This window comes from Massilia sp. Se16.2.3 (genome assembly GCF_014171595.1).
Taxonomy (GTDB): Bacteria; Pseudomonadota; Gammaproteobacteria; order Burkholderiales; family Burkholderiaceae_D; genus Telluria.
Genome location: NZ_CP050451.1, coordinates 5,144,484 through 5,158,043 on the forward strand (window position 1 = coordinate 5,144,484; position 13,560 = coordinate 5,158,043).

At 63.2% G+C, this 13,560-nt stretch carries 14 protein-coding genes and 1 pseudogene; 10 read left to right on the forward strand and 5 right to left on the reverse strand.

Annotation, left to right across the window (positions count from 1 at the left end):
- The first annotated feature begins 93 nt into the window (after positions 1 to 93).
- Positions 94 to 1,458, forward strand: coding sequence for a cell envelope integrity protein CreD (gene creD / locus G4G31_RS23630; protein ID WP_182989633.1), 1,365 nt, complete (start codon positions 94 to 96; stop codon positions 1,456 to 1,458).
- A gap of 76 nt (positions 1,459 to 1,534) precedes the next feature.
- Here the strand turns inward: creD and G4G31_RS23635 are convergent, their stop codons facing one another.
- Positions 1,535 to 2,239: a hypothetical protein gene (locus tag G4G31_RS23635; protein ID WP_182989634.1), complete on the reverse strand. Its 705-nt coding sequence runs from the start codon at positions 2,237 to 2,239 to the stop codon at positions 1,535 to 1,537.
- Positions 2,240 to 2,276: 37 nt separating this feature from the next.
- Positions 2,277 to 2,897 (reverse strand): hypothetical protein, encoded by a 621-nt coding sequence (locus G4G31_RS23640; RefSeq protein WP_182989635.1) that lies wholly within the window; start codon positions 2,895 to 2,897, stop codon positions 2,277 to 2,279.
- Between the two features lie 70 nt (positions 2,898 to 2,967).
- On the opposite strand from G4G31_RS23640, the gene G4G31_RS23645 reads away from it, so the two are divergent.
- Entirely contained in the window at positions 2,968 to 3,150 is a 183-nt protein-coding gene (locus G4G31_RS23645; RefSeq protein WP_182989636.1) for a hypothetical protein, read from the forward strand.
- 159 nt (positions 3,151 to 3,309) lie between these two features.
- Here the strand turns inward: G4G31_RS23645 and G4G31_RS23650 are convergent, their stop codons facing one another.
- Positions 3,310 to 3,519 (reverse strand): cold-shock protein, encoded by a 210-nt coding sequence (locus G4G31_RS23650; protein WP_182989637.1) that lies wholly within the window; start codon positions 3,517 to 3,519, stop codon positions 3,310 to 3,312.
- Between the two features lie 315 nt (positions 3,520 to 3,834).
- Here G4G31_RS23650 and G4G31_RS23655 point away from each other — a divergent pair, with 315 nt between their 5' ends.
- Together G4G31_RS23655 and G4G31_RS23660 are read left to right on the forward strand one after the other, a co-directional pair.
- The gene (locus G4G31_RS23655) at positions 3,835 to 5,040 is read left to right on the forward strand and encodes a sensor histidine kinase (RefSeq protein WP_182989638.1); all 1,206 of its coding nucleotides are present in this window, start codon (positions 3,835 to 3,837) and stop codon (positions 5,038 to 5,040) included.
- Positions 5,024 to 5,431, forward strand: a complete 408-nt coding sequence (locus G4G31_RS23660; protein ID WP_182989639.1) for a response regulator — start codon at positions 5,024 to 5,026, stop codon at positions 5,429 to 5,431. The genes G4G31_RS23655 and G4G31_RS23660 overlap by 17 nt, the downstream gene beginning before the upstream one ends.
- 24 nt (positions 5,432 to 5,455) lie before the next feature.
- Here the strand turns inward: G4G31_RS23660 and glk are convergent, their stop codons facing one another.
- Together glk and G4G31_RS23670 are read right to left on the reverse strand one after the other, a co-directional pair.
- Complete coding sequence (gene glk, locus G4G31_RS23665; RefSeq protein WP_182989640.1) at positions 5,456 to 7,336, reverse strand: glucokinase; 1,881 nt, start codon at positions 7,334 to 7,336, stop codon at positions 5,456 to 5,458.
- The gene (locus G4G31_RS23670; RefSeq protein WP_182989641.1) at positions 7,336 to 8,973 is read right to left on the reverse strand and encodes an alpha-glucosidase family protein; all 1,638 of its coding nucleotides are present in this window, start codon (positions 8,971 to 8,973) and stop codon (positions 7,336 to 7,338) included. The genes glk and G4G31_RS23670 overlap by 1 nt, the downstream gene beginning before the upstream one ends.
- A gap of 294 nt (positions 8,974 to 9,267) precedes the next feature.
- Here G4G31_RS23670 and G4G31_RS23675 point away from each other — a divergent pair.
- The 6 genes and pseudogenes from G4G31_RS23675 to G4G31_RS23700 all read left to right on the forward strand — a co-directional run bounded on the left by G4G31_RS23675 (position 9,268) and on the right by G4G31_RS23700 (position 13,414).
- Positions 9,268 to 10,843 (forward strand): annotated as a pseudogene (locus G4G31_RS23675) (oligopeptide:H+ symporter).
- Positions 10,844 to 10,881: 38 nt separating this feature from the next.
- Entirely contained in the window at positions 10,882 to 11,286 is a 405-nt protein-coding gene (locus tag G4G31_RS23680; RefSeq protein ID WP_182989642.1) for a hypothetical protein, read from the forward strand.
- Positions 11,287 to 11,319: 33 nt separating this feature from the next.
- Positions 11,320 to 12,132, forward strand: coding sequence for a hypothetical protein (locus tag G4G31_RS23685; RefSeq protein ID WP_182989643.1), 813 nt, complete (start codon positions 11,320 to 11,322; stop codon positions 12,130 to 12,132).
- On the forward strand, positions 12,116 to 12,343 hold the full coding sequence (locus G4G31_RS23690) for a hypothetical protein (protein WP_182989644.1): 228 nt from the start codon (positions 12,116 to 12,118) through the stop codon (positions 12,341 to 12,343). Before G4G31_RS23685 ends, G4G31_RS23690 begins: the two co-directional genes overlap by 17 nt.
- 50 nt (positions 12,344 to 12,393) lie before the next feature.
- A complete protein-coding gene (locus G4G31_RS23695; protein WP_182989645.1) occupies positions 12,394 to 13,164 on the forward strand; it encodes a hypothetical protein in 771 nt (256 codons plus the stop codon).
- A 64-nt stretch (positions 13,165 to 13,228) separates the two neighbouring features.
- Entirely contained in the window at positions 13,229 to 13,414 is a 186-nt protein-coding gene (locus G4G31_RS23700) for a hypothetical protein (RefSeq protein ID WP_182989646.1), read from the forward strand.
- The last annotated feature ends 146 nt before the right edge of the window (positions 13,415 to 13,560 follow it).

Sequence of the window (13,560 nt, forward strand, 5' to 3'; positions counted from 1 at the left end):
AAGCCTGCACGGCGCAGCGCGACTTCACACGAAACACATCGTCAGCACACACAGGCTTCCTACACTGGCGACACCATTTCATAAGGAGTCGTCGTGCAAAGAACACTGTTATTCAAGATCCTCACCATCGTTGGGCTCATCCTGCTCATCTGCGTGCCGCTGACCATGATCGAGAACATGATCGAGACCCGCAGCGCCTACCGGGCCGAGGCCGTCGAGAGCGTCGCCAGCAGTTCGGTGCGCGAGCAGACGGTCGTCGGCCCGGTCCTGGTCATCCAGTACACCGATGACTACGAAGAAAAGGTCGACACCGGCGATCCCGCGGGCAAGGCCGTCGTCAACCGTTCGGTGCAGCGCGAACACCTGGTCTTCCCGAACGATTTGCAAATCAACGGCAAGATCGACACCTTCAAGCGCAAGCGCGGCATCTTCAATGTGCTCTACTACAAGGGCGTGCACGAGATGGCGGGCGAATTCACGGTGCCGAATGAATCCGTGCTGCCGCGCGCCACGACGGGTTCGCGCATCACGGTCAACAGCGCCAAAATCGCCGTCGGCATCGACGACGTGCGCGGCGTGCAGCGCACCCCCAAGCTGAACTGGGACGGCACCGAGATTGGATTTCGCCAGGGTACGGGCCTGCGTTCCCTGCCCAGCGGCCTGCATGCGAACCTGGCGCGCATCTCGCTCGATTCGGCCGACAAGCCGATCCGCTTCCACTTCAGCCTGGCCCTGGACGGGACCGAGCAGCAGCACATCGTCCCGGTCGGGAACAACAACCGCCTGACCATCGCGTCGAACTGGCCGCACCCCGCATTCGGCGGACAGTTCCTGCCGATGCCGGAGGAACAGCCGCAGTCCAGCCCGGGCTTTCGCCGCAGCTGGAACATCTCGAACGTCTCGAACAATTCGCAGGCGCAGCTGGTCGAGCTGGAACGCGCGCCGCAGCGAAGGACCACGGCGCGAACGCGTCCGCATATCGACGCGGTCAGCATCGCCTTCATCGAACCGGTCGATGTCTACACGCTGTCGGCGCGCGCCACCAAGTACGGCCTGCTGTTCGTCGCACTGACCTTCGCCGCCTTCTTCATGTTCGAGATCCTGAAGACCCTGCCGATCCACCCGGTGCAGTACCTGCTGGTTGGCCTGGCGCTGGCGCTGTTCTTCCTGCTGCTCATCGCGCTGTCGGAGCACATCGCCTTCTGGCAGGCCTACCTGGTGGCCAGTGCGGCCTGCATCGTCCTGATCAGCTACTACCTGTCGGCCGTGCTCGCGGACTGGCGCCGCGGCGTGGGCTTCGCATGCGGCCTCACCGCCCTGTATGGTTCCCTGTACGGTTTGCTGGTATCCGAAAACAATGCGCTGGTGCTGGGCAGTCTGCTGCTGTTCGCCATCCTGGGTGCCATCATGGTCGCAACGCGCAAGGTCAACTGGTACCAGATCGGCCAGGCGGCGTAAGCGCAAACGGCGTCCTCGTGCAAGATCGGGCGCCGGCGCTGTTCCAGGCCGGCGCCTTGCCATACCGGTCCTGGATTCAGAAGGGGTAGAAGGTGATCACGCCCCAGGCACAGGCAAGCAGTACCGACAGCACCAGCAGGCGCAATGCCCCATTGGGCCGGAGGACGCCGACGTAGTTCAGCGCGATCGTGGTGACGTTCTTCTTGTGCTTGTTCAGCACATTCCACGAATTGAGCAGTTTCAGTGCGGCGAAGAGGCCGGTGCCTGTCGCAGTCGACAGCAGCACTACCCTGAACAGCGAAAAGACGTCGAGTTCGTTCAGCGTGATCTTCCGGTACACGACACCGATCGCGCCCATGGCGAGAGCGGCACCAATCGATACGGCGACATTGAAATACAGCGTCTTGCGGCTGCGGATTGCCGCGTCTTCCAGCTCGGCTTTCACCCGCTCGATCTTGTCGATCACAAGGGTCGATACCTCCTTCTTCGCCACCGCCAGGCGCTCATCGACCGTGCTCGCGATACGTTCGGCGGCATAATCGATCAGTGCCCGGATCTCGTCGCCGGTCATGCGGCGTTGATCGTGGATTTCCTGCGACAGGACCTTGATGTTGAGCTGCAGCTCGGCGCTCGCATCCCGCACGATCGTTCCGAGCTCACCGCTGGCCTGGCTGATCGCACCGCTGATCATCGGGCTCACATTATTGTCCACAACCTCGCCGATGGCGGTTTTCACTTGGTCGAGTTCGCTCGACCAGTCCGTCTTGATGAACGCTACCATGAATGCCGTCCTTGCCGGAATGTGCCCTCGATAGCGTTCATTTGGCCACCCTGTCGACCAGCACGTCGGTCAATTTCGCATGCGGGCCGACTCCGCCAACGTACATCTCCATTGCCGTCCTTGCCGCAACCGTTGCCTTGTCGATCAAATACTTGATGTTGTCGTCATTGACGCTCTTTGCCTCTTCTTTCGACTCGATGACGACATGCGGCTGGAATGCCGGTATCCCGTTGACGAGCAACTGGTATTGATACCCCGTCTGGGTCTCGTAGTCGTTCGTGAAGAAGCCTTCGTCCTTGACGATGCGAACATAGGGCCGGATCGACACGCTGAACAGTTTGGTTTGCATTTCGAACTCGCGTCGTGCGAACTCGCGCGCCTCGGCGGCTGCCTTGTCGCGCTCGGTCACGATCTCGGACTTGTGCGCCGACTCGAGCTTGATGCGCTCGACCAGGTAATCCTTTTCCCGATCCGAAAGACCGGCAGCATGCCCCTCGCTGAAGGACTCGCTTCTGGCCTGTTTCAGGGCCTCGTGATGGCGCAGCTCGAGCTGGTTCCTCTCGTCGAGAGCCGTACGCTCGGTCAGGTGGACGGCTTTTTCAAGGTCGCGCACGGTAGCGTCGAGTTTGGCGATGTCGCGCCGCGCGTTCGCGCTCATTTTCGTGTGAAGCGCGTAACTGAACAAGAATGCAAGAAAGGCCGAAGCGATGGCAATAAGGATGAGATCCATGGAGTCGAAGAGAAAAGGTGGTACCCGAAAGCTGAGCGAGTTGCATTTTAGCAATATCCAGCAATTGGGACAACAAGCTTTTCTGCCCTTCGGACATGATGTCGCCGGCTTGTTGCGACAGGCACGCATGCCGCCCTGCGCCGCCAGTGCCAATCAATCAATCAAACGTGCGTATATGTAACCGTAAAACAAAACGCCCGATGCAATGCACCGGGCGTTTTTTTTTAAACAGATTTACCGGGTAGCGAAAAAGGCCATTACCCTGCGAATCTGTCTAGCACCAGACAAGAACTCCGCCCACGCTATCTGCGTGGTGCGCGCCTTGTTTAGCTATGGCTATTTAAATGGGGCAGATATTTCCAGCTTTTTCGCCTTTTGGACCGGTCGAGCGCTCGAACGACACGCGCTGGTTTTCGGCCAGGCTCTTGAAGCCTTGCGACTGGATGTCCTGGAAGTGGGCGAACAAGTCCGCGCCGCCTGCGTCAGGGGTGATGAAGCCGAAGCCCTTGGCGTCATTGAACCATTTTACGGTGCCGGTTTGAGTAGTCATTTTACATTCCTTTAAATTTGCACGGGCAATAGCGCCCAGATTGCACATTCGACCAAATAGGGTGTACGGAGGAAATCAAACAGGACAGCCGAAAAGGCTAGACGGGAAAGAAAGACCAACAATCACAACGACTTGATGTAGTGCCTGAAGAAAGATACAGGGATTTTCCCGATTATCCTAATCATTTCGGATTTCATTTTACCGGGTGTGCATTTCGTGATTGGCCGATTATCGCCGAGAAATGCCTGTTAAGATGGGGAAACCCTGCTGGAGGCGGCTCGCCGAATCGGGGCATACCAGAGGTTTTAACAATACATGACGCAATATGCACTCAGTGAATTCATCCATGACAATATAGAATCGATTTTGCAGGCGTGGGAAGATTTTGCCCGTACCATCGAGCCTCCCGCGCTGACAATGGACGACACGGAATTGCGCGACCATGCCCGTCAAATGCTGCAGGCCTTCGCCAAAGACCTTGCAACCCCGCAAAGCGCGCACGAACGGGACGCCAAGGCGAAAGGCCTGGGCAAACGGGGGCCAGACGATACGGCAGCTGAAACGCATGCGGAAGCGCGACTGCTGTCCGGCTACACCGTCGTCCAGCTGGTATCCGAATACCGCGCCCTGCGCTCGAGCGTACTCACGCTCTGGACAGCCGATATCGGGATCACCAAAGCCTCCCATATGGTCGACGTCACGCGCTTCAACGAAGCGGTCGACCAGGCACTGGCCGAGTCGGTCGCACGGTACGAGTTCATGGTAAATCAGTCGCAGAACATGTTCCTCGCAATTCTGGGACACGACCTGCGCAATCCGCTCGGGACCGTGGTGACCGGTTCGAGCTTCCTGATGCAGGCCGTCGACATTCCGCCGAAATACGTGCTCGTGGCCACCCGCATGTTCAACAGCGCCAAACGCATGAGCAAGTTGATCAACGACCTGATCGATTTCACGCGCACCCACCTCGGCCCAGGCATCCCGATCCGCGTCAAGCAGGGCAACCTGGTGGCGGTATGCGCGGAAGTCACCGACGAGATGCGGACCTACCACCCCGAGCGCCAGATCGAGCTGGATATCCCGCCCAGGCTGGATGCCATTTTCGACGAGAGCCGTCTCGCCCAGGTGCTGTCCAACCTGATCGGCAACGCCATCCAGTACAGCGCACCGGACGTGCCGGTCACGGTTCGTGTGGAAGACCGCGGCGACAGCGTCTCGATCGCCGTCAACAACCAGGGCAGTCCGATTGCGGCGGACAAGATCGTGAGCGTGTTCGACCCGATGGTCCGCATCGCCGCCAACGTTGGTGCCAACGGTGCCGATGGCGGCTACATCGAGCGCACCAGCCTCGGTATCGGCCTGTATATTTCGCGCGAAATCGTCCATGCGCATGGCGGGCAGATCGTCGTCGCGTCGAACGCGCGCGACGGCACGACCTTCACCGTCATCATGCCGCTCGTGCCAGTCGGTTTCCGGTCGGCACAGGACGCGGCGAATGCACCCGATGCGTCCGCAGCCTGATCCCATGGGCGCCTTGCCTGAAGCCTTGCGCTGCAAGGTACTGGTGGTCGACGACGAGCGCGACGTGGCCGACCTGGCCGGCGCCCTGTTGCTCGCGCACGGATTCTCCGTGACGGTCGTCTATTCTGCGATGGCCGCCTTGCAGGCGATCGAACATGACAGGGAAATCGACGCTGTCTTTTCCGACGTCATGATGCCTGGAATGACCGGGTTGCAACTGGCGAGCGCACTCCGGAAGCTGCGCCCGCGGGTCAGGCTCACCCTGACTTCCGGCTACACGCCGCCTGAGCTGCTGGCTGATCGCGGGGTGCTCTACCACTTCGTGACCAAGCCCTACAACATCGAAACCGTCATTGAACTGCTCCTCAGCGAGCTGGCGCCCGTACCGTAGCTTGCGGTCGGGGTGCCGGCGAAATCAACTCCCCAGATGCGAAATGAGGAGCCGGCGCTGCTGGGCTGTGCCCTCCTGCGCACTGTCCTCCTTCCCATCGACCGACAGCCCCACCGCCATGATGTCGATGAACAGCAGCTGCAAAATGCGCGAGATCATCGACAGGAAGCTGGTGCTGTCCTCGGCGTGATCGACCGCCAGGCAGACGCTGGCCTTCTTCGCCAGGGGCGACTGGCTGTTGCCGATGGCGATGACGTCGGCGCCGTGGCCCCGTGCGATATCGACCGCCTGCAGCAGTTCCGGCAAGCGTCCCGAATTGGAGATCGCGATCACCACGTCGCCCGGCCCCAGCAGGTCGGCGGCGAGCGTGAACAGGTGCGAGTCGCCGTACAGCGCGGTGGGAATGCGGAAGCGGAAGAACTTGTGCTGGCCGTCGAGCGCCACCACGCGCGCATTGCCCATCGCGTAGAACTCGACGCGGCGCGCGCGGCCCACCAGGTCGATGGCGCGCTCGAGCTGGTGCACGTCCAGCCCGTCGCGGAATTTCAGGATCGCCGATACCGTGTTGTCGATCACCTTGGCCGACAGGTCGTGGGTGCTGTCGCCCGTGCGCACCTGGCTGTGGCGCACGGGAATGGCCCCGGTCAGGCTGCTGGCGAACTTCAGCTTGAAGTCGGCCAGGCCGAGAAAACCCAGCGAGCGGCAGAAGCGGATCACGGTCGGCTGGCTCACTTCCGCCACGCGCGCGATATCGGCGATCGGCTCGTTCAGCACCAGGCGCGGCTGCTCGAGCACGAGCGTGGCCACGCGCTGTTCGGCGGGGGTCAATTCATGCTGCAGGTGCTTGATGCGCTCCATCAGGGTGTTGGCCCCGCTGCGACCGCGCAGGTGTTCCGAGAGGATGGTCGCCACGCCATGGAAGGCGGGGTTCGGCGTCGTGATGACGTAAGTCGGGATGCTCGCCAGGTAGTCCGAGAAGCGCCCCTTGGCCTCGAAGCGGGCACGGAACGGCGACTGCGCGAACCACTCGCCAATGCGCGGCACGATGCCGCCGCCGATGAAGATGCCACCGAAGGCACCGAGCGTCACCGCCAGGTTGGCGGCCGCGCCCCCGAGCATGCCACTGAAGACGTCCAGCACCTCGAGACAGAGCGGGTCCTTGTCGTGGAGCGCACCCGCGATGATGTTTGCCGCCGAACGGGGTGACGCCCGTATCCCATTGCGCGCGGCCAGTGCGCGGTACATCAGCTCCATGCCCGGCCCCGAAATCAGGCGCTCGTTCGATACGTGCTGCCACTCGCGCCAGGCGAACTGCAGGATCGCGAACTCGCGCTCGTCGCTGGGGGCGAAGTTGACGTGGCCGCCTTCGCTGCCCAGGGTAACAAAGCCGTCGGCGGTTGGAATCAGGCCCGATACCCCGAGGCCGGTACCGGGACCGAGCACGCCGATCACCGCCCCCGCCGCCGGCTTGCCGCCGCCTACCTGGCGCAGGTCGGCGGGGGTCAGCACCAGGATGGCCATTGCCAGCGCGGTGAAGTCGTTCACCACCAGCAGCGTGGACAAACCGAGTTCGCGCCGCAGCGCCTCGGTCGAGAATTCCCGTGCACGGTTGGTCAGGCGTACCTGGTCGCCGTTGACCGGATTGGCGACCGCAAAGGCCGCGTGCTGCAGCGCCAGCCCGGGGCCGCCCGCCAGCGGCGCGCTCACGTGATGGGCCAGGTAGCTGCGCAGGAGCGGAACGATGCCGTCGAAATCCTCGCACCTGAGCACGGCCACGTCCCGGAATATGCCGGGTGCGGTCTGCAGCGCGAAGCGCGCGTGCGTCGCGCCGATATCGGCCAGCAGGCGCGGACCGTCGGCAAACGCGGTGCGTCCGAACTTTTCCGGCTCCTGCTGGCTACCCATCAGGCGGCGCTGCCCGGGACGCCGAACCAGGCGCCGTAGGCCGGCAGCGTGACGCGTCCGCCCGCGGCCTCGCCCGGCAAGCCGTGGCCCGCCAGGTCCCGGGCACCCGCGCTCTCGGGCCAGTCGAAGCTGACCGGCGCGTTCGACAGGTTGAAGGCGGCCAGCACGGTCGGTTCGCCATCCGTGGTGCGGCGCAGCGCCAGCACCGGTTCCGGCGCATCGAAGAAGGAGATGCCCCCGCGGGTCAGCTGCGGCAGGTTCCGGCGCCAATGGATGATGCGGCGCGCTGCATTCAGGCTCGAGGCAGGATCTGCCTCCTGCACCGAGGCGGCAGCGGCCAGGTGCGGCGCCGCCACCGGCAGCCAGGGCTGGCCGCTCGTGAAGCCCGCGTTCGGTGCTTCGTTCGTCCATGGCATCGGCGTGCGGCAGCCGTCGCGGCCCTTGAACTCGGGCCAGAAGGTGATGCCATAGGGGTCCTGCAGCAGCTCGTAGGGCACGTCCGCTTCCGGCAGCGCCAGCTCGTCGCCCTGGTACAGGCAAGGCGTGCCTTTCAGGGAAAGCTGCATCGCCAGCACCATCGCGGCAAAGGCGGCTGGCGCATCTTCGCCCTTCCAGCGCGTCACCACGCGGATCGCATCGTGGTTACCCACCGACCAGGAAGCCCAGCCCCCCTGGACACGCGCTTCGAACTGCTCGACCTGGGTGCGGATGTGGGCCGCCGTGAACTGCGGCGTGAGCAGGTTGAAGCTGTAGGCCATGTGCAGCTTGTCGCCGTCGGCCGTGTACTCGGCCATGCAGGCCAGCGCGTCGTCCGCTCCCACTTCGCCGATCGAGACGGCGCCGAATTCGTCCAGCAGCGCACGGACCTTCTGCAGGAAGGCGATGTTCTCGGGGCGCGTCTTGTCGTAGATGTGCGCCTGCATGCCGTAAGGGTTGACGTCGGTGACGGAAGCCGTGTCGCGCTGGGTGGCCGGCGGATTGCTGCGCAGCTGCAGGTCGTGGAAGTGGTAGTTGCAGGCGTCCATGCGCACGCCGTCGACGCCGCGCGCGAGCCAGAAGCGCAATGCTGCCAGGTGCGCCTGCTGCACTTCCGGATTGTGGAAGTTCAGCTGCGGCTGGCTGACGAGGAAGTTGTGCATGTAGTACTGCTTGCGGCGCGTGTCCCACTGCCAGGCGGAGCCGCCGAAGACCGACATCCAGTTGTTCGGCGGGTTGCCATCCGGTGCCGCATCGGCCCAGACATACCAGTCGGCCTTCGGATTGTCGCGGCTCGAGCGGCTTTCGACGAACCAGGGGTGGGCATCGGCCGTGTGCGCCATCACCTGGTCGATCATGATCTTCAGGCCGAGCGAGTGGGCTTTCGCGACCATCGCGTCGAAGTCGGCCAGGGTGCCGAACAGCGGGTCGACGTCGCAGTAGTCGGAAATGTCGTAGCCGAAGTCCTTCATCGGCGACTTGAAATAGGGAGAGAGCCAGACGATGTCCACGCCCAGGCCGGCGATGTAGTCGAGCTTCGCGGTGATGCCGGGGATGTCGCCGACGCCGTCGCCATTCGTGTCGAGATAGCTGCGCGGGTAGACCTGGTAGATGATGGCTTCGCGCCACCACTCATTGTTGTGCGTGGAAGTCTGGGTCATGGCAAGGATCCGGTGGAGTGATTTTTACGCAATATACAGCAGGTTTTTCGATTTTACAATCTGCGGCAAAACAGCCAAATACGCCATATTTCCTTTGTATTCAATCACTTATATGCAAACATCGTTTGCATTCGCAATGCATGAAGTAGCAAAACTACGCACCAGCACTGGTGGCGCCCGTCGAGCCGCCATTTTCCTGTTGCAAAGAACGAAACACCGTCATAGCATCCCGGGTTGATTCCTCTATCCGATGCCGCCATGAGCCAGCCGACCACACCTGCAACAAGCGGGCGCATGCCACGCCAGATCCCCTACATCATTGCCAACGAAGGCTGCGAGCGCTTCAGCTTCTATGGCATGCGCAACATCCTGACGCCCTTCCTGATCTCGACCCTGCTGCTGTTCCTGCCGGAGTCCGAGCGCACGGGCGAAGCCAAGCACGTGTTCCACACCTTCGTCATCGGTGTCTACTTCTTCCCGCTGCTGGGCGGCTGGCTGGCCGACCGCTTTTTCGGCAAGTACAACACCGTGTTCTGGCTCAGTCTCGTGTATTGCGCGGGCCATGCCTGCCTGGCCATTTTTGAAGACAATGTCCAGGGCTTCTATCTCGGCCTGGGCTTGATCGCGCTGGGCTCGGGCGGCATCAAGCCGCTGGTGGCGAGTTTTGTCGGCGACCAGTTCGACCAGACCAACAAGGGCAAAGCGAAGCTCGTCTTCGACGCCTTCTACTGGATCATCAACTTCGGCTCCTTCTTCGCGTCGCTGCTGATGCCGGTCTTCCTGCGCGACTACGGCCCGGCCGTCGCCTTCGGCATTCCCGGCATCCTGATGTTCATCGCCACCATGGTGCTCTGGAGCGGCAAGAAGAAATACGTGCACGTGCCGCCGAGCGCGGCCAGCCCGGATTCCTTCACCCGCGTGGCCCGTACCGCCCTGCTGGCACGCGCACCGGGGCAAAGCCGCCCGGGCCTGGCCGTGGCCGTGGACCGGCGTGCTCGGCGCGGTGGTATCGCTGGCGATGACGCCGCAATGGGGTTTTGTCATCGCCGCCTGCATGGCGCTCGTGCTGCTGCTTGCGTTCGGCGGCATCGGTACCGCCATGCAGCTCGATCGCGCGCGCGGCCACCACCCGGCCGAAGCCGTCGACGGCGTGCGCGCCGTGCTGCGCATCCTGATCGTGTTCGCCCTCGTCACGCCCTTCTGGTCGCTGTTCGACCAGAAGGCCTCGACCTGGGTGGTGCAGGCCAATTCGATGATCACCACCTTCTCCGTCTTCGGCCTGGAAGTCACGCTGCTGCCGGCCCAGATGCAGGCGCTGAACCCGATGCTGGTGATGCTGCTCATCCCCTTCAATAACCTGGTGCTGTTCCCGCTGCTGCAGAAAGTCGGCTTCACGCCGACGCCGCTGCGCCGCATGACAGCCGGGATCGCGTTCTCCGCCTTGTCCTGGCTCGTGATCGGCACCATCCAGGTATCGATGGACGCAGGCACGCCCACCTCGATGGCCTGGCAGATCCTGCCCTACGCGCTGCTGACGATGGGCGAAGTGCTGGTCTCGGCGACCGGCCTCGAATTCGCCTACAGCCAGGCGCCCGCGTCGATGAAGGGCGTGATCATGGCGCTCTGGTATCTGGCCGTCACGGTCGGCAACCTGTGGGTGCTGGTGGTGAACGCGGCGGTGAAGAACGATGCGGTGCTGGGCACGATTGCCAGTTCCGGCCTGGGCGTGATCGCCTTCCAGATGTATTTCTTTGCCGCCTTTGCGCTATTGGCGGCGCTGGCTTTCGGGCTGTACGCGAAGCGCTACCGGATGGTGGACTACTACCGCGGCACGGACGCGGCGAAAGCGCCGGCGACGGCGAAAGCCTGACAACGCAAGGCGCAGTGCTTGTCACGCACGGAGGCGATATGACGACCTTGTTTCCCATCCTGAAGCTCCTTTTCGTGGCGGTCCTGTTCGGCTTTCCTCTCTATCTCAACATTAAGAGGGCGCGGCGTGGGGACGACTTCAGCATCCGCCCCCTTGTCGACGAGCAGTTCCGGCAACTGGTCGTCGAGGCAGGCAATCCGGAGCTGTGCTTCGACGGCAGCCGTGCGCGCATCGTCGACGAGACGGAGGAAACCTTCCACGACAAGGGCAGCAACACGACGACGCTGCTGCGCATCCAGCGCTACGCGCGCAACGAGTACGGCGAGTACTTCTTCTTCATCTCGGACGGCAGGAGCAAGCCCTTCTTCAAGCACACCCCGCACCACATCGCGAAGATCGCGCTCAAGGACAATTACCGCGAGCCCTATCCCGACAGGCGCTGACGGCGGCATGCGCCACCGATAAACAAGGAAGACATGCCCGTCAACCACATTGCAGAACAATACCTGCACGCCTTCACCTCCGGCGGCGATTTTCCTGGCGGCCTGGCGTTTCGCAAGGCCCTCGGCCAGGCGAACCTCGACTTCACGCCCGACAGCCTGGGCCGGATCGACATGCTGCTGCGCCAGATGCGCACGCGGCTGCGGCCTGACTACACGCCCTTCATCAACAAGCAGGAGAACCAGACCTTCCTCTACCTGCTGTGCTTTTACGTGGGCGCCGTCGTCTGCCGCTATACCCGCGACGACTTCGCCTGGTACAGCTACGACGAACTGAAAGAGGCCGCGCCGCCGGAGTTCCTGGCGCAGATACCGGAAGCCTTCGCCACCTCCATGGTCTGCCTGCTGCGCGAAAACGGCGTCCTGCTTCCGCTCTCGCCGATCCTGGACCTGCTGTTCGACGAGGCGGGCGACGCCAGCGTGCTGGCCACGGCCGACAAGACGATGCGGCGCCTGGCGCATGCCGTCCGGCTCGAACGTCCGCAGTCTGCCGCGCGCGCGCGACGACCCGCGTACCGCGGCCCTGCACGCCACCGCTGCCTGCGCCGGCTGGGCGGCGGGCTTCGCGACCTGGATGATCTGCGAGGGCGGCATCCTCGATACCACCCTGCTGCACCAGCTGCCCAACGGCAAACGCCAGGCCGTCACGCTGTTCGACTGCCCGTTCGAACAGGCCCGCGAGCGGCTCGAGCGCATGGAAGACAATGCGCAGGTATCGGTACTGGCCTACAAGGATGTCGTCGGCCTGCCGAGCGTTCGCCTGGACGCCATCGTGCTCGACGTGCGTAGTGCCGCTTCAAAGGCGCTGGCGCTCACGATTGCCGTGCCCTACCGCGCCGCCGGCGGGGACACCCCCTTCGCCGTGTTCCGCCCCTGCATGCTGCACCCGCAAAGGCCCGGCCCGATGGCGCAGGCCGTCATCGCCGCCGGCTTTTTCGAAGGCATCGACAGCTACCAGCCGGCTGGCCTGCTCGACAAGTACCTGGACACCACGGCGTGAAGCATCGCGCCGCCCATCTGTTCGATCGTCGCAGGACGAGAAAGGAAGGAATGAAGAAGAAGATACTGATTCCCGCCGCGCTGGCCCTGGCGCTGGCCGCCACGGTGGGCAGCGCGCAGCCGCCGGCGACTTCACCGGAGGCCACCCCGGCCACGGAAACGAACAGCGCGGACGAGGCGCCCGTGCAAACCGTGCAGGTGCGTGGCGTGCGCGATCCCGCACTCATGCCCTACGAAAAAGCCTACGATTTCCTGACGCGCCTGCGCAAGGCCGGCGACGGCAGGATGGATATGGTGATCCGCATCCTGTCGGCGCGCACGCAGCAGCCGATTCCGGACCTGGAAGTCTTCCTGCAGGGCGAAACCACGTATCGGAAACTGGCCCTTTCCCCCGAGGGCTTCCTCACCATGGTGCTGGACCCGGCCTACCTGAAGGACAAGGTCGCGATCCTGACTAACAAGCCCAAGGGGGCGATCGTCGTCGAATACTATTTCGTCCCGACGCTGCCGGCCGATGGGCTGCGCTTTGCCGACATCGGCGCCAGCATTGCCGCGGTCAAGCGGGCCCAGCGGGAAGTCCTGCCCTGGTACCTGCGCCCGTTCATGGGGACGATCAGGGAGGTGATGCTGTGCTACCCGCGCAAGGACCAGGAGCTGTTGGTCACGCAGGGCGAGACAGTGGTCCGGCCCGCCAATATCGAGCAGAAGAACATGCTCAGCAGAAACACCGTGTATTGCGCCGTTTTCAACGAGGCTGAAGCGCGCAAGGCGCCGGACAGCCTGGTGGCGGCACCCGCCAGCCCGATCGCCCTGTTTCGATGAGGCCGGGCGGCGCGCATGCAACACGGGTAAGACGCGAAAGGGAAATCAGGCGTAGAGTAGTCGCATGAGACCGCGCCGCGACTATGAAACCGCCAGATTGATCGACGAGTCGATCAAGCTCATGCAATCGCAGGGCACCTACCGCGCAGCGCGCATGCTGTGCGAAGCCGGCGTGCGCCTCGATACGGCCTATCGCGTGCTGCGCCGGCCCGAGCAGCGCCGCATCTATGGCGAGGCTATTCTGCACTGAGCCCCGGGACCGACACGTCGGTTACTTCCCCGAGTATCGGCGGCTGCAGCTCCGACCGTTCCTTCGGCCAAGTGCCAGTTCACCGCCGAGCTTGCCGCGTCGGCATCAGGGTCTAGTAGAATTACATCGGAATTGAGCAAATTTCC

What these genes read in the sequence shown, in the direction of transcription:
- G4G31_RS23640 (WP_182989635.1), bottom strand. Translation starts at nt 2,897, where the DNA reads ATGAGCGCGAACGCGCGGCGCGACATCGCCAAACTCGACGCTACCGTG.
- glk (WP_182989640.1), bottom strand. Translation starts at nt 7,336, where the DNA reads ATGGGTAGCCAGCAGGAGCCGGAAAAGTTCGGACGCACCGCGTTTGCC.
- G4G31_RS23645 (WP_182989636.1), top strand. Translation starts at nt 2,968, where the DNA reads ATGGAGTCGAAGAGAAAAGGTGGTACCCGAAAGCTGAGCGAGTTGCAT.
- G4G31_RS23635 (WP_182989634.1), bottom strand. Translation starts at nt 2,239, where the DNA reads ATGGTAGCGTTCATCAAGACGGACTGGTCGAGCGAACTCGACCAAGTG.
- G4G31_RS23680 (WP_182989642.1), top strand. Translation starts at nt 10,882, where the DNA reads ATGACGACCTTGTTTCCCATCCTGAAGCTCCTTTTCGTGGCGGTCCTG.
- G4G31_RS23650 (WP_182989637.1), bottom strand. Translation starts at nt 3,519, where the DNA reads ATGACTACTCAAACCGGCACCGTAAAATGGTTCAATGACGCCAAGGGC.
- G4G31_RS23660 (WP_182989639.1), top strand. Translation starts at nt 5,024, where the DNA reads ATGCGTCCGCAGCCTGATCCCATGGGCGCCTTGCCTGAAGCCTTGCGC.
- G4G31_RS23695 (WP_182989645.1), top strand. Translation starts at nt 12,394, where the DNA reads ATGAAGAAGAAGATACTGATTCCCGCCGCGCTGGCCCTGGCGCTGGCC.
- G4G31_RS23670 (WP_182989641.1), bottom strand. Translation starts at nt 8,973, where the DNA reads ATGACCCAGACTTCCACGCACAACAATGAGTGGTGGCGCGAAGCCATC.
- G4G31_RS23685 (WP_182989643.1), top strand. Translation starts at nt 11,320, where the DNA reads ATGCCCGTCAACCACATTGCAGAACAATACCTGCACGCCTTCACCTCC.
- G4G31_RS23655 (WP_182989638.1), top strand. Translation starts at nt 3,835, where the DNA reads ATGACGCAATATGCACTCAGTGAATTCATCCATGACAATATAGAATCG.
- G4G31_RS23700 (WP_182989646.1), top strand. Translation starts at nt 13,229, where the DNA reads ATGAGACCGCGCCGCGACTATGAAACCGCCAGATTGATCGACGAGTCG.